Origin of the sequence: Plantactinospora sp. B5E13, assembly GCF_039871775.1 — a bacterium.
Classification (GTDB): domain Bacteria; phylum Actinomycetota; class Actinomycetes; order Mycobacteriales; family Micromonosporaceae; genus Plantactinospora.
Map to the genome: position 1 here is coordinate 19,693 of NZ_JBDPLT010000007.1, position 19,196 is coordinate 38,888.

The 19,196-nt window shown below is 73.4% G+C and carries 18 protein-coding genes; 10 read left to right on the top strand and 8 right to left on the bottom strand.

Annotated elements, in window-relative coordinates; translation table 11 throughout:
* Positions 1-249 precede the first annotated feature (249 nt).
* Both ABGB05_RS08600 and ABGB05_RS08605 read left to right on the top strand, forming a co-directional pair.
* Positions 250-1,113 (top strand): hypothetical protein, encoded by an 864-nt coding sequence (locus ABGB05_RS08600; RefSeq protein WP_347652669.1) that lies wholly within the window; start codon positions 250-252, stop codon positions 1,111-1,113.
* Positions 1,114-1,318: 205 nt separating this feature from the next.
* On the top strand, positions 1,319-2,599 hold the full coding sequence (locus tag ABGB05_RS08605) for an AI-2E family transporter (protein ID WP_347652670.1): 1,281 nt from the start codon (positions 1,319-1,321) through the stop codon (positions 2,597-2,599).
* Between the two features lie 89 nt (positions 2,600-2,688).
* On the opposite strand, the gene ABGB05_RS08610 is transcribed toward ABGB05_RS08605, so the two are convergent.
* Positions 2,689-3,327, bottom strand: a complete 639-nt coding sequence (locus ABGB05_RS08610; protein WP_347652671.1) for an XRE family transcriptional regulator — start codon at positions 3,325-3,327, stop codon at positions 2,689-2,691.
* Positions 3,328-3,401: 74 nt separating this feature from the next.
* Between ABGB05_RS08610 and ABGB05_RS08615 the strand changes: the two genes are divergently transcribed.
* The 3 genes from ABGB05_RS08615 to ABGB05_RS08625 are packed head-to-tail and all read left to right on the top strand — an operon-like array spanning position 3,402 to position 6,380.
* A complete protein-coding gene (locus tag ABGB05_RS08615) occupies positions 3,402-4,997 on the top strand; it encodes an FAD-dependent oxidoreductase (RefSeq protein ID WP_347652672.1) in 1,596 nt (531 codons plus the stop codon).
* 31 nt (positions 4,998-5,028) lie between these two features.
* Positions 5,029-5,973 (top strand): helix-turn-helix domain-containing protein, encoded by a 945-nt coding sequence (locus ABGB05_RS08620; RefSeq protein ID WP_347652673.1) that lies wholly within the window; start codon positions 5,029-5,031, stop codon positions 5,971-5,973.
* The gene (locus ABGB05_RS08625) at positions 5,970-6,380 is read left to right on the top strand and encodes a VOC family protein (RefSeq protein WP_347652674.1); all 411 of its coding nucleotides are present in this window, start codon (positions 5,970-5,972) and stop codon (positions 6,378-6,380) included. The genes ABGB05_RS08620 and ABGB05_RS08625 overlap by 4 nt, the downstream gene beginning before the upstream one ends.
* Before the next feature lie 45 nt (positions 6,381-6,425).
* Here the strand turns inward: ABGB05_RS08625 and ABGB05_RS08630 are convergent, their stop codons facing one another.
* From ABGB05_RS08630 to ABGB05_RS08640, 3 genes are all read right to left on the bottom strand, one after another.
* Complete coding sequence (locus ABGB05_RS08630) at positions 6,426-6,884, bottom strand: nuclear transport factor 2 family protein (RefSeq protein WP_347652675.1); 459 nt, start codon at positions 6,882-6,884, stop codon at positions 6,426-6,428.
* 151 nt (positions 6,885-7,035) lie between these two features.
* Entirely contained in the window at positions 7,036-7,758 is a 723-nt protein-coding gene (locus ABGB05_RS08635) for a WYL domain-containing protein (protein WP_347652676.1), read from the bottom strand.
* A gap of 9 nt (positions 7,759-7,767) precedes the next feature.
* On the bottom strand, positions 7,768-10,926 hold the full coding sequence (locus ABGB05_RS08640) for a BTAD domain-containing putative transcriptional regulator (protein WP_347652677.1): 3,159 nt from the start codon (positions 10,924-10,926) through the stop codon (positions 7,768-7,770).
* A gap of 410 nt (positions 10,927-11,336) precedes the next feature.
* Between ABGB05_RS08640 and ABGB05_RS08645 the strand changes: the two genes are divergently transcribed.
* Genes ABGB05_RS08645 through ABGB05_RS08655 form a run of 3 tightly spaced genes read left to right on the top strand, consistent with a single transcriptional unit; the run spans position 11,337 to position 14,387 of the window.
* The gene (locus tag ABGB05_RS08645) at positions 11,337-13,013 is read left to right on the top strand and encodes a ferredoxin reductase family protein (RefSeq protein ID WP_347652678.1); all 1,677 of its coding nucleotides are present in this window, start codon (positions 11,337-11,339) and stop codon (positions 13,011-13,013) included.
* 20 nt (positions 13,014-13,033) lie between these two features.
* Complete coding sequence (locus ABGB05_RS08650) at positions 13,034-13,549, top strand: FMN-binding protein (protein WP_347652679.1); 516 nt, start codon at positions 13,034-13,036, stop codon at positions 13,547-13,549.
* 40 nt (positions 13,550-13,589) lie between these two features.
* The gene (locus ABGB05_RS08655; protein WP_347652860.1) at positions 13,590-14,387 is read left to right on the top strand and encodes an FAD:protein FMN transferase; all 798 of its coding nucleotides are present in this window, start codon (positions 13,590-13,592) and stop codon (positions 14,385-14,387) included.
* A 36-nt stretch (positions 14,388-14,423) separates the two neighbouring features.
* On the opposite strand, the gene ABGB05_RS08660 is transcribed toward ABGB05_RS08655, so the two are convergent.
* The 4 genes from ABGB05_RS08660 to ABGB05_RS08675 form a co-directional block, all read right to left on the bottom strand.
* Positions 14,424-15,113: a TIGR04222 domain-containing membrane protein gene (locus tag ABGB05_RS08660; RefSeq protein ID WP_347652680.1), complete on the bottom strand. Its 690-nt coding sequence runs from the start codon at positions 15,111-15,113 to the stop codon at positions 14,424-14,426.
* Between the two features lie 68 nt (positions 15,114-15,181).
* On the bottom strand, positions 15,182-15,847 hold the full coding sequence (locus ABGB05_RS08665; RefSeq protein ID WP_347652681.1) for a hydrolase: 666 nt from the start codon (positions 15,845-15,847) through the stop codon (positions 15,182-15,184).
* A gap of 313 nt (positions 15,848-16,160) precedes the next feature.
* Complete coding sequence (locus ABGB05_RS08670) at positions 16,161-16,811, bottom strand: HAD family hydrolase (protein ID WP_347652861.1); 651 nt, start codon at positions 16,809-16,811, stop codon at positions 16,161-16,163.
* Between the two features lie 173 nt (positions 16,812-16,984).
* Positions 16,985-17,389, bottom strand: a complete 405-nt coding sequence (locus ABGB05_RS08675) for a hypothetical protein (protein ID WP_347652682.1) — start codon at positions 17,387-17,389, stop codon at positions 16,985-16,987.
* A gap of 558 nt (positions 17,390-17,947) precedes the next feature.
* Between ABGB05_RS08675 and ABGB05_RS08680 the strand changes: the two genes are divergently transcribed.
* Positions 17,948-18,688 (top strand): phosphotransferase, encoded by a 741-nt coding sequence (locus ABGB05_RS08680; RefSeq protein WP_347652683.1) that lies wholly within the window; start codon positions 17,948-17,950, stop codon positions 18,686-18,688.
* Between the two features lie 171 nt (positions 18,689-18,859).
* Positions 18,860-19,048, top strand: coding sequence for a hypothetical protein (locus ABGB05_RS08685; protein WP_347652684.1), 189 nt, complete (start codon positions 18,860-18,862; stop codon positions 19,046-19,048).
* Positions 19,049-19,196: the final 148 nt, after the last annotated feature.

Here is a 19,196-nt window from a genome sequence, read left to right on the forward strand (position 1 = left end):
GGAGGCCGGGCATCGGTCCCGGCCGTCGCACCGGTGGATCCACCCCGCATCACCCGACGGGTGTCCGGCGGGTCGGCCGAGCGTCCGACCCCCCAACAGCCGTCGTGACAGTTCCGTGTAATTCCGATTACCTGATGACCAAGACGTACCGGAACCCCGGAGGCCCTCCCCCGTGACCGCGCCCGACCCGGGCCCCGGTCAGCCCCGGCGCCCGGGTTCCGGTACCGACCAGCACAGCAGGGAGGCGACATGGCCGAGGACGCGTCTCCGTTCTTCATCCGGCCGCACCGGTTCGACGACCCCGCGCAGGACGACACGTACTTTCCCCGGCTGGACTGGCACCGTCGGCTGGTCCTGGAGCCGGACGAGCAGCTGCTGTGGCGGGACGAGGTGGACGTCGCCGGGCATCTGCTCTCCCCGGACGACAGCACCGGCGAGCTGGTCTGGACGCTGCCCCGGCGGGCCGAGGTGACGGTGACCGACCGACGGCTGGCGTACGTCTGCGTCGACTGGCGGATCGGGCCCGCTCCCGTACCCTGGGCCGGCTCCCGGCAACGGCGCCGCAGCGCTCCGATCGGCAGTCATGTGGTGACCGGGCAGATCCGCTGGCAGTGGCCGTCGGCGCTGCGAATCCTGCCGGCGACCGGGCCGGAGGCCGGCGGTCGGGATCCGGAACGCCTGCTGGTCGTCTGTGACGCCGTCCGGAGCACCGGCCGTCCGGCCCTGGCGCTCTCCGGCGGCACCCTCGGCTCGGCCCGTACGGTCCGCCGGGTCGCCACCCTGATCCGGCGCGGCGTCGCCGGGTTCCGGCTGGCCAACCCGACGATGGTGGAACTCGCCCCGCCGGAGTGGGACGCGTTGCTCGCCCGGGCCGGGCTGGCGCCGTTCGCCGATGCCCTGGCCGACCCCGAGCGTGGTGTCGACCTGCCCGGCGCGTTGCCGGTCGAGTTCGCGCACCGGGACGACTACTACCGCCGGTCGCTGCGCCGCCGCAACGCGCCGACCGCCGGCTGGGCCGCCACGACCCCGGGCCGGAACTCGTCGGGACGGAGCCGCTCCACCGTCGTTTCCCCCACCCGCTGGTCGGACCGCCAACCCGGCTCGGCCTCCTGACCGAGTCGGCGGAGCCGCGCCAGCCACCGGCCGTGGCCGAACCGCCGGACCCGCGCCAGCCATCGCCCCGCCCTCGGGGCGGGCGCCCGGTCACGCCTCCGGCCTGGCCCACCGCCCGTCCGGTCGGTCACGCCGGCGGGCGGTGGCAGGTGTTGTCGGCCCGTCCGGTGGGTAACCAGGACACTCGGGCCGACAGGAGGCGGAGATGGACAGGGCGGCCGACCGGTCGGACGGACGCGGCGGGTACCGCGGGCACCTGCTGGACCGCCTCCCGTGGCTGCTGCGCTGGGCGGTGCTGGCCAGCCTCTGCCTGCTCGTCCTCGCCGCCGGGGCGTACGTCCTCGCGGAGATCGCCACCAAACTCGCCCCGCTGAGCATCGCCCTGGCCGCCACCCTCTTCCTGGCCGCGATGTTCGACCCGGTGGCCAGCCTGCTGCGCCGGCACCGGTTTCCGCCCGCGCTGGCCGCACTCGTCTCGGTACTGCTGCTGCTCGGTGTACTGGGTGGGGCGATCGTCCTGGTCTGGCGGCTGACCGCCGACCAGTTCTCCGATCTGGCGCAGCAACTCGACCAGGGGCTGGACCGGACCCGGGACTTCCTCACCTCGGCACTGCCGATCAGCCGGGAGCAACTGGACCAGTGGACGCAGCGGGCGGTCGGCGGTATACGGCGCTCGGCGCCGGACCCGGTCAGCGGCGCGGCCACCGTCGCGGAGGCGGCCGGTGGTCTGCTGCTCGTCCTGGTGCTGCTGTTCTTCCTGCTCAAGGACGGCCGCCCGATGTGGTACTGGGTCCTCGGCCGGGTCTCGGAGCGGTCCCGGCCGGTCGCCGCGAAGGCGGGCCGGGCCGGTTGGCGGACGTTGGGGGCGTACACCCGGGGCACCATGATGATCGCCGCGATCGACGCGGCCGGCATCGGGCTCGCCCTGGTCCTGCTCCGGGTCCCGCTGGCCCTGCCGCTGACCGTGATCACGTTCCTCGGCGGGTTCGTGCCGATCATCGGCGCGACCGTCGCCGGCAGTATCGCGGTGCTGGTCGGGCTGGCCGCCAAGGGGCCGACGACGGCGCTGCTCGTGCTGGCGGCGGTGATCGCGGTACAGCAGACCGAGGGAAACCTGCTCGAACCCCTGATCATGAAACGTCAGGTACGCCTGCACCCCGTCGTGGTGCTGCTCGCGGTCACCGCCGGCACCCTGCTCGGCGGCATCGTCGGCGCCTTCGTCGCGGTCCCGATCACGGCGGTCCTCTACAACGTGTTCAAGACGGTGGCCGACGAACGCCGGGCCGCCGACACCGCCGTCGGTGCGCCCGGCACCGGACGCTCCGGGGGCGACCACGGCCCGGAGACCGACGGACCCGGCGACGAACCCGCCGGGCGGCCGGAGCCGGGGCCAGGGCCAGAGCCAGGGCCGGAGCCGGGGCCGGAGCCGGGGCCGGAGCCGGGGCCAGAGCCGGGGCCAGAGCCGGGGCCGCCACCGGCCCGGTGACGGATACCCGGGTGCGTCAGGTCCCCCTCCCCCGCGTCGCCGACCCTTACCCGACCGAAGACCGGACAAACCGGCCCAGGCAGCCCGGGTCAACGCTTCGTCGGCCGGGCCCGTACGTGCAGGCGCTCGCCCTGCGGACCGAAGAGGGTGAGCAGTTCGGCGGTGCCCGGCCCCGGATTGGTCACGCAGTGCGGCACCCGGGTGTCGAACTCGACAACCTCGCCCGGGGTCAGCACCAGGTCGTGCTCGCCGAGCAACAGACGTACCCGGCCGGAGAGGACGTAGAGCCACTCGTAGCCCTCATGGGTCTGCTGGCGCAGCTCGGCGGAGGGGTTGGCCGGCAGGATCTGCTTGAAGGCCTGCAGCCCACCCGGGCGGCGGGTCAGCGGCAGGAACGTCATGCCGTGCCGGACGATCGGCCGGGCGTGCACCCTCGGATCCCCGGTGGGTGGGGCGCCGACCAGCTCGTCCAGGGCCACCTGGTGGGCCCGGGCCAGCGGCAGCAGCAGTTCCAGGGTGGGCTTACGACCGCCGGACTCCAACCGCGACAGGGTGCTGACCGAGATGCCGGTGAGCTCGGCGAGCTGGGTCAGGGTGGTGCCCCGCTGCTTGCGCAACGCGCGCAGGCGCGGACCGACCCCGGCCAGCACACCGGAGAGGTCCGGACCGTCACCGGACGCCGGGTCGCCGGGATCCGGGGCCCCGGGCCGCCGGGCGTCGTTTGCCATACCGGCAAGAATACTTGTCAGGTCGGCCGCCGCGTCGGACCGTGGACCCAGCGACGGACAGCAGGGAGAAGCGGATGGACAAGACGTACGACGTGGTCGTGGTCGGCGGCGGCGCCGCCGGGCTGAATGGCGCGCTGGCCCTGGCCCGGGCACGCCGCTCGGTACTGGTGATCGACGCCGGGCAGCCCCGCAACGCACCGGCCGGACACGTACACAACTTCCTGACCCGGGACGGTACGCCGCCGGCGGAACTGCTGGCCCTCGGGAACGCCGAGGTGACCCGGTACGGCGGCGAGATCGTCACCGGCCGGGTCGAGGCGGCGACCCGGGACGGCGACGGCTTCCAGGTCACCCTGGACGACGGGCGGCAGACCCGGGCCCGGCGACTGCTGGTGACGACCGGCGGCGTCGACGAACTGCCGGACGTGCCCGGACTGGCCCGGTGGTGGGGACAGCAGGTGCTGCACTGTCCGTACTGCCACGGCTGGGAGGTCCGGGACCGGCGGATCGGCGTACTCGCGACCGGGCCGCTCGCCGTGCACCAGGCCGAACTGTGGCGGCAGTGGAGTTCCGAGGTGCTGCTCCTGTCGCACCACACCCCGCCGCCGAACGCCGAGGAGGCGGAGCGGCTCGCGGCACGCGGCATCGTCGTCGTACCCGGGCCGGTCGCGGCGGTCGAGGCCACCGACAACGCCCTGACCGGGGTACGTCTCGACTCCGGCGAGGTGATCGCGCTCGACGCGGTTGTCGTCGCGCCCCGGCTCACCGCCCGCAGTGCGGTCCTGGAGTCACTGGGACTGGAGCCGGTCGACGTCGAGATCAACGGTCACGTGGTCGGCAGTCAGATCAACGCCGACCCGACCGGGGCGACCGGGGTGGCCGGGGTCTGGGTGGCCGGCAACGTCGCCGACATACGTGCCCAGGTGCTCTCCGCCGCCGCGGCGGGGTTGAACGCGGGTGCGGCGATCAACGCGGACCTGGTCGACGAGGAGACCCGGGCCGCCGTGCGGGCGTACCGGGAGCAGGTGCGCACCCTGTTCGAGGAGGCCGCCTGGGAGGAGCGTTACCAGGGCCGGCCGGCGATCTGGAGCGGACAGCCGAACCCGCAGCTTGTCGCCGAGGCGACCGACCTGGCACCCGGCCGGGCCCTCGACGTCGGCAGCGGCGAGGGCGCCGACGCGGTCTGGTTGGCCCGGCGCGGCTGGCAGGTGACCGCGGTCGACATCTCCACCACGGCGTTGCAACGCGGCGCGGCGAACGCGGCGTCCGCCGGGGCGGAGGTCGCCGGCCGGATCGACTGGCTGCACGCCGACCTGCGTGGCCGGCCGCTGCCCGAGGGCGGGTACGACCTGGTCTCGTCCCAGTTCATGCACCTGCCGAGCGCACAGCGGCAGGAGTTGTTCCGGCGGCTGGCGGACGCGGTGGCTCCGGGCGGAACCCTGCTGATCGTCGGTCACCATCCGTCGGACCTGCGCACCTCGGCGCACCGGATGCACTTCCCGGACATGATGTTCACCGCCGAGGAGGTCGCCGCCACCCTCGACCCGGCCGGGTGGAAGGTCACCGCCGCCGAGGCCCGGCCACGTACCACAGTCGACCCCGAAGGGCGGGAGATCACCATCCACGACGCCGTCCTGGTCGCCCGGCGACTGCCCACGGACGACGCCTGACCGGCCCAGACTTCCGGCCTAGACTTCCCACGTGGTGCCCGAACCGCGGTCGGAACTGGTGCAGCGGCTGCCCGCGCCGCCGCTGCGCCCGTTCCTCGCCCCGTACGTCGGCTACCGGGACCGTGGCGTTCCGCCCGGCCGGCACCGGGGCCTGCCGTCGCCACACCTGACGTTGATCATCACGCTCGACGATCCGCTGGTGGTCACCGCCCACCCGGATCCGCGCACCCCACCGGGCCGGTACGACACGCTCGTCGGCGGTCTGCACACCGCACCGGCGCTGATCGAGCACGACGGTCGACAGTCGGGCGTCCAGCTCAGCCTCTCCCCACTCGGCGCACGGGCGCTGCTCGGCCTGCCGGCCGGCGAGCTCGCCGCCGCCGATCTCAGCGCCGACCTGGTGCTCGGCCCGTTCGCCGGGGAACTGCGGGAACGACTACTCGGTGCTGCCAGCTGGAGCGAGCGGTTCGACGTGCTCGACCGGCTGCTCGTCCGCCGTCTTGACGCTGGCGCCGGGCCGCCGGCCGAACTGGTCCGGGCCTGGCACCGCCTGCTGGCCAGCGGTGGGACGGTGCCGGTGGGTGAACTGGCCCGGCAGACCGGCTGGAGCGGCCGGTACCTGAGTCGCCGGTTCGGCGTCGAGGTCGGACTGAGCCCGAAACGGGCCGCCCGGGTGGTCCGGTTCGACCGGGCCCGACGCCTGCTGCAGCGCCAGGCCGGACGCCTGCCGCAGAGCCGGATCGGAGGCCCGGCGCAGCGGGACCAGACCCGACGCCTGCCGCAGCCCGGAGCCCGACCAGGGGGCCCGGCGGCCGGGCTGGCCGAGGTCGCCGCGGTGGCGGGTTACTACGACCAGGCCCACCTCGACCGGGACTTCCGCGAATTCGCCGGCTGCCCGCCGAGCCGCTGGCTGGCGGAGGAGTTCCGAAACGTCCAAGCCGGCCGCGTCGACCCGCCGACAGAATCGTCGGCATGACAGCCGAACCTCCTCCGCCCCAGGTCTGGCCCACGTTACGAGCCCGGGACGCCCGACAGTTGATCAGTTTTCTCGTCGACGCCTTCGGCTTCGAAGAGGTTTCGGTCAGCGCCGACGGTGACGTCGTACACCATGCGCAGCTCCGGTGGCCCCCGGGCGGCGGGATCATGCTGGGCACTGCCTCCGACCGGGCCGACGACCCGTGGCCGCTGCTGCCCGGCACCTTCGGCGCGTACGCGGTGACGGACGATCCGGACCGGCTCTGCGCCCGAGCGGTCGCGGCCGGCGCCGAACTGGTCCGGGAGGTGCAGGAGACCAGCTACGGCTCACGCGAGTTCCTGGTACGTGATCCGGAGGGCAACCGCTGGTCGTTCGGCACGTACCGGGGCGAGCCGGCACCGAACTGAGCGAGGATCGGGGACGGACCGGCCCCGGCCCGTCCCCGACCACGGTCAGGCGGCGGCGTACGCGGCCGCCCGGTCCTGCCCCGCGTGGGCGTCGTCGTGACTCCAGCACTCGACGATCCGGTCGCCCTCGATCCGGATGATGTCGACGCCCGAGACGGTCCCGACCGACCGGAGCCGACGGGTGGGCTGCCGTCCTGGGCGGAGACCGGTGCAGGTCCACCGGCCGGCGACCAGGTCCGGACCGATGATCGGGCCGACCTGGACGGTCAGCCGCAGCCCGGGGTGGGCGGTGTGCGCCGCCGACAGCCAGGAGAGCAGTTCGCCCCGACCACGCAGCCGGGCCGGGCCGTCGCCGACGCTCGGCAGGTGGACGGTCAGGACGGGAGCGACGATCTCGTCGACCAGCGTCAGGTCACCGTTGCGCAGGGCCACCCAGTTGTCCCAGAGCCTCGGCCGGGGGTCGACGGGGAGCAGGGCCGAGCTGTGGTTGGTGTTGATGGTCATGGCGAGACTTCCTCCCGTGGGGGCGGTGTCCGGCAGCCGGCGCACCGGTCGTTCGCGCTGCCCGCGCCGAACGTCATCAACCACCATTCTCGACCTGTCCCGAGGCACCATCCTGTCCGCTTTTCGCGACGGAAATTGCCTGATCAGAGGCTCAGGACGACATCATGCCGGGCAGGTTCAGCGGGGCCGTCGCCAGTTCGAACCGGCTCCGCCAGGCGGCGCCGACCGACCGGGGCGGGGCGACCTCGTCGGTCGCCGACGCCCGGCGCATCCGGTCCAGCCGGAACCCGCGCACCTCCTGGCGGAGCCGGCACCAGCCGACCAGGTACCACTGGTGGCCGGCGCCGAGCAGTTCCACCGGTTCGATGAGCCGGTGCGAGGCGCGGCCGTGCCGGTCGACGTACTCGATCGCCAGTACGGTCCGCCGGACGACGGCGTCGCCGGCGGTACGCAACACCTGGCGGGCCGGCGTCGCCGACCGCTCCGGGGCGCCGAGGTGGATGCGGTCCGCCACCTGGCGCGCGGCCTCCACATCGGACGGCGACATCACTGCGAGGAGCTTGTAGAGCGCCGACCGGGCGTCGTCGAGGAACGGGGTGTCGGCCATCGTCCCCAGGGCGACCGCGGCGGCGATCGCCTCCCGTGGGGTGATGTTGACCGGCGGCAGGGTGTAGGCGCGGTCCAGCACGTAGCCGCCGCGCCGGCCCCGCTCGGGATAGATGGGTACGCCGGACTCCTGCAGGGCGCCGATGTCGCGCCGGATGGTGCGGGCGTCGACCTCGAACCGCGCGGCGAGCCAGCGCGCACTGCGCGGTCGCGGCGCGACCGCCCGCAACTCTTCCACCAGGGCGTAGAGCCGGTCGGTACGGTTCACCCGCCGACCCTACCGACGCGGTACGACGCTTTCCCCCGCCGTGGCCCGGCAGCGGCTCCCGTCCTCGTCGGTACCGCCGTCCGGGCCGCCGGAGGGGTCGGACGAATCCGGTTCGGCCAGCCGCAGCACGATGTTCGCCAACGCCGGGGTACGGATGTCCCGGGGATCGGCGAGCAGGTCCGCCCAGAGCCGGGCGTCCCGGGCGGCCTCCGGCTGCCCGGTCTCGTCGTACGCCCGGGCGAGCATGTGCAGCGTGGCGGCCTGGGTCGCCGGCATCTCCATCTCGCCGAAGGCACGGGCACAGTCGCGCAGCACCTCGACCGCCGCCGCCGCCCGTCCCTCCCCGATCCAGCCGACCGCCAGGTCCCGGGCCAGTCCGGTGGCCCACGGCCGGTCACCGAGCTGCACCGCCAGTTCGTGGCTCTGCCGGAGCCGGTCGATCGCCTCGGTACGCCGCCCGAGGCAGATCGCGGCCGAGGCGAGGTGCCGCAGGGCGGCCAGCAGTACGTACCGGTCGCCGACGGTCTCCAGCAGCGTCACCGCCCGCTCCGCCGCGCCGTACGCCAGTCCCGGCTCGTCGCGCAGCAGTCGGGTCACCGCGAGCGCGTTGAGGCACCGGGCCGTCACGATCTCCGGTACGCCGAGGTCGGCGGCCTCGGTGACCGCCGCCCGGTCCACCGCCAACGCCTCGTCGAGCCGGCCCAGACCCCGGTAGGCGGCGGAGAGCACCGGGGCGGCCAGCACCGCGCCGAGCGGGTCACCTTCGGCGCGGAACAGCTGCACCGCCCGCTGTGCCGTGGCGGCCGCCTCCTCGGCCCGGTTCTGGTAGTCGTAGAGCACCGCCAGGTCGCTGAGCAGGCAGGCCAGGCCGTGCCGGTCGGCGAACCGGGTGAACCGGGCCTCGCCGCTGCGCAGCCGCTCGGCGGCCCCGGCCAGGTCGCCCCGGGCCAGGCAGAGCACCCCCTCGACAAACTCGGTACGCGCCAACGCCCGCTCGTCACCGGTCCGGGCCGCCGCCGCTCCGGCCAGCCGCTGCGCGAGCCGCAACGCGGTCCAGTGTCCGTGCACCCAGAGGAACGGCGCCAGCCGCTCGGCCAGGACGATCGCGGCCCGATCGGCAGTGGGTCCGTCCCGGTCGACGGCGCGGTGCCCGGCCAGACCGATCAGGTTGACCAGGAAGTCGAGTTCGGCGCCGAGCCAGCCGAGCGGGTCGGCGGCGACAAGGCGTTCGACGCCGCTACGGGTCGGTCGTACCGGGTCGGCCGGCTCCTCCGGTCGGGCCCAGGTCAGGGTGCGCGGCAGCCGTCGGGCGGCGGCGCCGGCCAGCGCGGCGGCGGTCGCCAGCAGCCGGTTCCGCCCGGCGGTGGCGGGGCCGCCCGGTCGGGCGGCCTGATCCGGTCCGGTCAGGTCACCGGCGGCGAGTTCCTCGGCGTAGACCCGGAGCAGGTCGTGCAGCCGGTACCGCGGCTCGGTGCGGTCGGTCGGGCAGGCCACCTCCAGCAGGTTCGCCTCCACCAACTCGTCGAGGACCCGGTCCGGGTCGGCGCGGTCGAGCAGCTCGGCGACCGCCCACCCGGCGAAGCTGACCGGCCCAAGGGTGCCGAGCAGCACAAACGCCTCCCGCGCCGCCGGGGAGAGGGCCCGGACGCTGAGCGCGAGGCTGGCCCGGACCTGCTGGTCACCGGCGGCCAGTTCGTCCAGGCGCCGTCGCTCGTCGTCGAGCCGGTCCGCGAGTACGGCCAGCGGCCAGGACCGGGTCGCCAGCCGGGTGCCCGCGATCCGGACGGCGAGTGGGAGGTTGCCGCAGGCGGCGGCGATCCGGGCGGCGGGGACGGGTTCACCAGCCACCCGGTCCGGACCGACCACGTGCGCGAGCAGGTCCCGGGTCTCGCGGTCGGTCAGCGGGCCGACCGGTACGTGCCGGGCGTCGATCAGGTCGCTGAGCCGACGTCGGCTGGTGACCAGCACCGCACTGCCCGGGGTGCCCGGCAGCAGCGGGCGGACCTGGGCGGCGGTCGCGGCGTCGTCGAGGACCACCAGTATCCGCCGGTCCGCGAGCCGGGCCCGGTAGACCGCAGCCAGGGCGGTGAGGTTCTGCGGTACGGCGGTGCCGGGCACCCCCAGGCTCCGGAGCAGGTCGGCGAGGACGCCGGCCGGATCGCGGGGTGCCGCCGAGGCACCGGCGAGGTGGACGAAGAGCTGCCCGTCCGGAAACCGGCCCCGGAGCCGGTGTGCCACCGTCACCGCCAGCGCGGTCTTGCCCACCCCGGGCTGTCCGGAGACCGCGACCACCGGCACCACGCCGACGCCCGGCTCCAGCAGCCTCGCGATCCGTTCGATGCGGTCGGCGCGGCCGACAAAACCCGGTGCGGCCGGTGGCAGCTGGCAGACCGGGAACGGCGTCCCGGACTCCGGGGCCGACCCGACCGCCACCGGCTCCTCACCGTGCAGGACCGCCCGATGCGCCCGACGCAGCTCGGGGCCCGGTTCCAGGCCCAACTCGGTGACCAGGAGATTCCGGGCGTGCCGGTAGGCGGCGAGGGCGTCGGCACGGCGGCCGGCCCGGGCCAGCGCCAGCATCAGCTGGGCGTGCGACCGTTCCCGCAGCGGCTGCTCGGCCACCATCCGGTGCAGTTCGGCGAGCACGGTCCCGAGGTCCCCGCCGGCCGCCAGTTCGGCGTCGACACACTCCTCCTGGGCGCCGGTCCGGTCCAGTTCCCAGCGGGCGAGTTCGGGTTCCAGGGGCGGCACCGACAGGTCGGCCAGCGGTCGGCCCCGCCACTGCCGCAGGCCGGCCCGGAACCGCCGGGCCGCCGTACCCGGGTCGCCGGCGGCCATCGCCGCCCGGCCGAGCCCGATCTCACGCCGGAACACCAGCACGTCCAGGTCGTCGGGGCCGACCCGGAGCAGGTAGCCGTCGCCGCTGTGGTCGATCGTCACCCCGGGCAGCCGCTCCCGCAGCCGGGAGACGTACGTCTGCAGGTTCGAGGCGTACGACGCGGGTGGGCGGTCGGCCCAGAGCACCTCGACCAACCGGTCGACCGCCACCACCTGCCCGGCGCCGACCAGCAGGGTGCCCAGCACCGTGCGCTGGTGCCGGCTGCGCAGCACCACCTCCGCGCCGGTGTCCAGGCGGACCCGCAGTGGCCCGAGAACACCGAACCTCATCCGTCGTCTCCCAGCACCCGCCGGTGGCCAGTCACCGACGGGTAACGGTACCGCCGACGGTGGTTCACCCGACGTACGGCCGGCCCGGGCCTCCGGGGCGGGCGCCGGGCCGGCCCGGAAGGCGCACCCTCCGGTTCGGATGGTCGATGGTGGGCGCGGACGCATTCGTGTGGTGGCTGTGTGGCGGGGCGGTCCAAGCTGCTGGAGGCCCGTCGGGGGGCGGGCCGGCCGACGGGGGCGGGCGGCCCGTTGGGGGGGCGGGCCGCCGGGCGGCGCAGCGAAACCCGGTGGGCCCCGACACGGGCCGTCCGGGTCGTTCGCGACCGGGCTTCCTTAGCCCGCCGCCAAACGAATCTTAAGTGTGGCCTAAGCCGATCGTCGGTGGCGTCGGGATCCGGTACACCTGTTACGTGACACGCCGCCGGGATGTCGAGACCGCCGAACCCCTCACCGAGTGGGTGACCGGCCTGATACCTCGGGTGTCGGACGACGACCCCTACGACCGGCCACCGTCGCGGGGCCGGGATCGCGACGCCTATCCGGACTACGAGCCGTACCCGACCCGGGGCGTGGACACCTACGCCGAGCCGGATCCGGACCCGTACCCCACCCGGGAACGCCCCCGCCGCGGCGGTACGGACCGGTCGTACCCGTCCGGCGACCGGGATCGGGAGCCCCGGTCGTACGCGGAGACCGCGCCCGCCTGGCGGCCCGGGCCCTCCGGCGGCGCGGAGGCCGCGCGGCACCGGGAGACCGCCGAGGTCGAGGTCTACGACCGGGGTGGCCGGCTCTTCTTCCACATCGTCTTCTGGGCGGCGCTGGCCACCACAGTGGAGCTCTGGTGGCTGAACACCCCGACCGGGTCGATCACCACCACCGCCGACGTGCTGGTCGCCGGTGGTCGGCTGACCGGCCTGGTCGGCGGCTACCTGCTGCTCGCCCAGGTCCTGCTGATGAGCCGGGTACGGTGGCTCGAACGCTGGATCGGGGCACACTCGCTGCTCATCTGGCACCGGGAACTCGGCGCCTTCCTGCTGCTGGCGATCCTGGCCCACGCCGCGCTGATCGCGGTCGGCTACAGCAAACTCACCAACGAGCCGCTGGTCGACGGCACCTGGACCCTGCTGAGCACGTACGAGGACATGCTCAGCGCGGTCGGCGCCACCGCCATCATCGTCGGGATCGCGCTGCTCGCCATCCGGGGCATCCGACGCCGGATGAACTACGAGCTCTGGTACTACCTGCACCTGAGCACCTATCTGGTGCTGCTGTTCAGCTACGGGCACCAGTTCGCCACCGGGCAGGAGTTCGTCAAGCCGGGCTTCGGCCGCTACTTCTGGGCCGGCCTCTACGTCTTCGTCATCGTCTCCGTCCTCTGGGGACGGATTATCTCCCCGCTGCGGTTCAACCTTCGGCACCGGCTGCAGGTCGAGGACGTCGTCCCGGAGGGCACCGACATGGTGTCGATCTACATCTCCGGGCAGCGCCTCGACGAGCTCGACGCCCGGGCCGGGCAGTACTTCCGGTGGCGGTTCCTGACCAAGGGCTGCTGGTGGCAGGCGCACCCGTTCTCGCTGTCGGCGGCGCCGAACGAGCAGTGGCTCCGCCTCACCGTCAAAATCGTCGGCGACCACACGGAGTCGCTGCAGTACCTCGAACCCGGCACCAAGATCTTCGCCGAGGGGCCCTCCGGGGTCTTCACCGCCAACCGGGCGATCCGGCCCCGGGCCCTGCTCATCGCGGGCGGCAGCGGCATCGCGCCGATCCGGGCGCTGCTGGAGGACCTGCCCGAGCGCGCCGTGGTGATCTACCGCTCCCGGACCGAGGAGGAGCTGCTCTTCCGCGACGAGCTGGACTGGCTGGCCCGGTCCCGCGAGGCCCAGGTCTGGTACGTGATCGGCTCCCGCGAGGACCCGGCGCCCCGGCACCTGTTCACCGCCAAGGGCATGCGGGAACTCGTCCCCGACGTCCGCCGCCGCGACATCTACCTCTGCGGGCCGCCCGGCCTGGTCGACGTCTCGCTGCGTACCCTGCGCAAACTCCGGGTCCCCCGCCGACAGATCCACCTCGACCCGTTCGAGTTCTGACCCACCACGAAGGAGAAGAAGTGCGTCGCGCCGCCTTCGCCGTACTCGGCACCGCCATCGGCACCAGCCTGCTGATCGGAGCCAAACTCGGCACCCCGACCCCCGGCACCGGCACCCAGGTGGCGCTCGAACTCACCGACGACGAGGCCGGCGCGGCCGGTGGCGGCGCCCCGGAGAGCCCGAAGGCGACCCCGAGCGGCAAGCAGAGCAGTCCGCCGAAGAAGAACAACCCGCCGACCAAGCCGCCGTCGAGCGGGCTGAAGGACGGCACCTTCGCCGGGGCGACCGCGAACTACACGTACGGCGGGATCAAGGTCACCCTGGTCGTCGAGGGCGGCAAGATCACCGACGTCTCGGCCGCGTACCCGCAGGACGACCCGACCAGCATCTCGGTCAACGAGCGGGCCATCCCGAAGCTGCGGCAGGAGGTCCTCACCGCGCAGAGCGCCAAGATCTCCACCGTCTCCGGGGCGAGCCTGACCAGCGAGGCGTACCAGGCGTCGTTGCAGTCCGCGCTCGACAGGGCAAAGGCCTGAGCCGATGGGCAGCACCGGACTGCGTCGGGTCGAACAGATCATGGGTACGCCGATCAGCGTCCAGCTCGCCGATCCGCTGCCCCGGCGGCACCTGGCGGAACTCGCCGACGAGGTCTTCGACTGGTTCCGCGAGGTGGACGAGCGGTTCAGCACGTACAAGCCGGACAGCGAGGTCAACCGCTTCGACCGGGGCGAGCTGTCCATCGAGGACTGCTCCGCCGACCTGCGGCTGGTGGTCGAGGCCTGCGCCGACCTGTGGCGGGAGACCGACGGCTACTTCGACGCGTACGCGACCGGGCGGTTCGACCCCTCCGGTTACGTGAAGGGCTGGTCGGTACAGGTCGCCTCGGACCGGCTGCTCGCCGCCGGCTGCGGCTCACACTGGCTCAACGCCGGTGGCGACATCCGGGCCCGGGGCGGGCCCCGGCCGGACGAGCCGTGGCGGATCGGGATCCGTCACCCGTGGCAGCCGGACCGGGTCTGCTGGGTGCTGGGCGGCACCGACTTCGCGATCGCCACCTCCGGCACGTACGAGCGGGGTTTCCACGTGGTCGACCCGTACCGGGGCGCGCCGGCCACGGCGCTCGCCTCGGTCACCGTGGTCGGCACGGACCTCGGGCGGGCCGACGCCTTCGCCACCGCCGGGGTGGCGATGGGCGCCGCCGGCCTGCACTGGCTCGCCGGCCTGGCTGACCACGAGGTGGGCGTGGTCACCGAGGACGAGCTCTCGTTCCGCTCCGACAACTTCCCGGTGGTGGTGCCGTTCGGCGTGCCCGACGAGACCGCCCGCTCGGTACTCGCCGAACCGACCGGGTTCCCGGCCTCCCGGCCACACTGAGCCCGGCTCCGGGCCCGACACCCCGGGCCGAACCGGTCAGACCGCGCCGGCAGGCAGGGACGGGACGCCGGGGCGGAAGGCGTCCAGCAGGCGCGTCCACCACCCCTCCTGGAGCAACCCGCTGTCCCGGGCGAACTGCGGCATCAGGATCCGCAGCGCGGTCACGCCGTACAACGCCACCGCCGTGCCCGGCTCGGCCGCCGGATCGGTGGCCGGCGCGCCCGGTACCGGATGCCGTCGACGGGCGTCCCGGAGCAGCCGGGCACCGGCGACGGTCTGCCGGGGCAGGAACAGGTTGGCGAAGACGGCGAAGGCGAGCACGATCAGCAGCGCCGCCCCGCCACCGACCAGGTCGTCGGCGACCAGCCGGGCGACCAGCAGCGGTGGCACCAGCACCAGCATGGCCGGCAGCGCGATCCGCCGCCAGGCCGGGCGGAGCAGCCCGAGGCCGATCAACCCCTCCCGGTGCTCGGCCAGGGCCCGTCGGACCTGGGGCTGGTTGGCCACCTCACGGGGCGCCATCGCACCGTGCAGCGCACCGAAGAGCGCCCGTTCGAGCGGTTCGAGCCGGGCCGGCAGCACCCCGGCACGGCGGAGCCGGCCGGGCGGGTCGGCGACCACCAGGCCACGGGCGTGCAGCATGGCGAGACCGGTACGCACCGCGGCCCGGGCCCCACCGGTCAGGTAACCGAGATCAGTGGCACTGGCGTCCTGCTGCTCCGTCATGCTCCTCAGTATGAGCCGCCCACGCTCATAGGTATCCGTCACGGCGTGCCGGGAGGTGGCGTCGGCGGCTATCCGGCACTTCGGGGCGGCAGGGCGGCGGTGAACCAGTCGGCGGCGTCCCGGGCCACCCGGTCCAGGGTGCCGGGCTCCACGAACAGATGGCTGGCCCCGGGGATCACCCGCAACTCCGCCTCGGCCGACAGCTGGGCGTGCGCCTGCTCGTTGAGCCGGATCACCTCGGTGTCGAGGCCGCCGACCAGGAGCAGGGTGTCGGCCCGGACCCGGCCCAGGTCGGCACCGGCCAGATCAGGCCGGCCGCCCCGGGAGACGACCGCGTACACCTGGTCCGGCCGGGCGGCGGCGGTGGCCAGCGCGGCGGCGGCGCCGGTGCTGGCGCCGAAGAGCCCGATCGGCAGCGGCCCGGCCGGCTCGCCGGTGGCCAGCCAGTCGACGATGCCGGCCAGGCGCTCGGTGAGCAGCCCGATGTCGAACCGCAGCTCGCCGGTCCGGTCGTCGATCGCCTCCTCGGCGACGGTCAGCAGGTCGACCAGCAGGGTGGCCAGGTGCTGCCGGTTGAGCGCGTCGGCGACCAACCGGTTGCGTGGACTGCGCCGGGAACTGCCACTGCCGTGCGCGAACAGCACGACCGCCCGGGCCTGCGCGGGGACCACCAGGTCGCCGGTGAGCTGCACCCCGGCGGTGGGAACTGTCGTCTCGGTCGTCCGGGTCTCCATCCGTCCGCCTCCACCCTTCGCCGGTACGTCGTGGCCGTCCGATCCGCCTTACCCACCGGCCGCCAGGGCACGCATCAGCCCGTGGGCGGTCTCTGCCCCTGCCCAGCGTCACGACCGACCCTGCGCCGCGTCGACCGACGCGCGTCATGCTCAGCTTGACAAGGATTACCTGCGTAATGCCAATGAGGCGGACGTTCGGTGAACCGCCTCTCCACTCGGCGGGCATTTCTCCGGCAGATCGAACCGGCCGGCGGACGGCGAACCGTACTCAACTTCGTCGCTGCTGGAGTGGAGGCTGTCGCAGTCGGACCTCTCAGACCTCTTCGAGCAGGGCCGGCAGTTTGCGCATGTCATCAAAGATCACCGTGGCGGCGCCCTCAAGCTGGCGGGCGGGAGTCAGTCCACCCGCATAGCCGAGGCAGCGCATGCCGGCGGCGCGGGCCGCCTGCATGCCGTACAGGCTGTCCTCGACCACGACGCACGCCGCAGGCGGGACACCCATGGTCGCCGCCGCGTGCAGGAACAGGTCTGGGGCGGGCTTGCCGCGGGCGACCTCGGTCGCACTGAAGATGCGACCCTCAAAGCGGCGGTACAGTCCGGTGCGGCCCAGGGTGTGCCGCATCTTCTCGTGGGTACCGCTGGAGGCCACGCACGTCGGCTGACTGATCGCGTCGAGCGCGTCGGTGATGCCTTCGACCGCGGTCAGTCCGGCGTCCACCTCCCGGCGGTGTGCCAACTCGAACCGCTCGGCCCAGGTCGCGGCCACATCGTGCCCGAGGCGGGCGGCGATCAACCCCCGGATGGACGCGTGGGACCGGCCGATGAACCGCTCGACCACGTCCGCCTCGGTGAGTGGCCAGCCAAGGTCCGCGCCGACCGTGACATGGACGCGGACCGCGATGCGCTCGCTGTCGACCAGCACGCCGTCGCAGTCAAAGATGACAAGCTCGATCGGATTGATCATCATTGAAGAAGACTACGGGGGATGGATGGCGGGCCCGGCAACGCCCAGCTGTCCACAGAGGTGTGCGATCGCTGTCGCCACGGCGGTGTTGGCCAAGCTGGGCAGGTCGAACGCGAGCCAGCACCACCGGCTGTTGCACGATCAAGCTGGCGGGGCGTGCTCATCTGCCACGCTCAGGGCGGGGGAGCGTGGAGTCGGCGTACGGTCGGTGCCGGCCTGCGGCGAAGCCGCCACCACATTTCGACGAGGACCGGTGGCAGCACGATCGCGGCGCCGGCGAACGCAAGTGACAGAATGCGCCGTTGTTGGATCTCTTCACGCAGTTCTTCGTAGCTGGCCCGTTCTTCGACGACGTCGCCACGGGACGACACGCACTCGTCGCCGGGCCCGATCAGGACGTCGTGGTCGGCCGGGTTGGGCTCGAAGCAGGCGATCCTGGTCGGCTTCAGTTCCCAGTTGACCCGCTCCCAGTCGACGTCGACCCACGACTGCGACATGCAGGTATCGCCTGAGCAGGACATGCGTACCGGCAACTCCCAGCCGGACCGCAGCATGAGAGCGCCGACGAGCAGGCCCAACAGGACAGAGCCGAGGGAGACGACCGCACGCATGTCAGGTTGGACCGCCGGCAGTCGTATCTGGTTCCACCGGAATCCCGCCATCGACGCCCGCAGCCCGGGGGCTACCCGGGTTCGCTCGGCGGGAGGTGCGGCTGTGGCGTCCGTCCCCGGCCCTTCCGGATGTGCCGGGCCTGCTGTGGTACGGGACCATCCTCAGTCGGCTTCCGGACGACGGGGCGGTCCCCGGACGTCTCGATCGGCTGCCGGAGGGGCGCCACGAGCAGCGTCGGTTCCGGCGTCTTCCCTGGCTGCCCGTTGTTCCGCCGGCAGGATGCGCCATCGCCACGGACCCGCATCGCCGAGGCGTCCGGTGTACCGGAGTAGCACCCGCGTGGCGTGCTCCCGTTTTCCCGTCTGCTGCCGCCGCTCGGTCGTCGCGTCCGGAGCCAGTCGAGCCAGGATGCGACTACTGACCCTCGCGGGAGGCCACCACTTTTCCGTGCGCCGTGGCGCATGTCGCGTCGTACGCGATAAACCTGTGGTGGCGCCGATGATCATTTCGTGATAATGGCTGACATGGAAGAGGTCAAGGTCGTCGTCGCCCATGACGAGCGCGCGACCCTGCGGGTCGGCGACGTGTTTCTGAAGATCGACGCCGATCAGACGCGCATCGACGTCGAGGTCGAGGCGATGGCCCTGGCGCCGATCCCGACTCCGCAGGTCCTCTGGCGCAAGCCCCCGGTGCTCGCGCTCGCCGCCGTGCCCGGGGTCGCACTGGGCCGCCTCGGCGAGCCGTCGCCCGTGTCAGCGGCGGCGTGGGCCGCGGCGGGTGCGGCCGTACGGGCACTGCACGACGCGCCCCTGCCGCCGTGGCCCGGTCGGCGCCTCGACGAACTCGTGTCCCGCCTGGACGGCGAATGCGAGGCGCTCGTCACGAGCGGCGTCCTGCCCGCCGAACTGGTCGCCCGCAACCGCGAGGTTGCCGAGGCTGCGCTCCGACCGTGGAAACCGGTGTTCATCCACGGTGACCTGCAGCTGACCCACGTGTTCGTCGACGACGATGACACGATCACCGGTGTGATCGACTGGTCCGAGGCGGCCCAGGGTGATGCCCTGTACGACCTCGCCGTCCTGACGCTCGGACACGAGGAGCACCTTGACGACGTGGTCGCCGGCTACGGCGCCGACGTCGACCGCGACGTGATCCGCGGATGGTGGTCGTGGCGCAGCCTGGTGGCGGCCCGCTGGCTGGCCGAGCACGGCTTCGACCCGGCCGAGCCCGGCTGCGAGTTCGACGTGTTGAGAGCCCGGATGTGAGGCGGCCCGAGGCCGGCGACCACGAGCGGTGACCGGGGCGCCGCTGGACGCATCCGGAGCGGTCCCCCCGACGGGCGGCCCCCGTTTGCCCTCCCGGCGGTGGGGAACGCGGTGATCCGGAGGCCGGCTGGCCGACGCTCCACGACGTACGCGACGAAGGTGAGGAATGTGATGGCCCGCCAGAAGTCCGGCAAGTCGAAGTCCACCGCCAACCCGGAACAGAAGGCCGGGGAGCACGGTCCCGACCCGAAGCGCTGGACGGACGAGGCGGCGAAGGCACGCAGCCTCGACGACCTGCGCCGACTGCCGCCCCGGGACGCGACCGGGCAGCCCTCCAGCGGCGAGCGCTACGAACGCTGACGGCACACCCACGGGGCGAAATGGCACCTGATCCACTCTTTCGGTGGAAGTTGCTGGTCAATCCCTCTTTTCGGCATGTCGCACTGGCCGGTTCGGTAAGCTGGCCACGGTTTCGCCCGGTGGCGCACCCCTCCGCGCCGGCGTGACC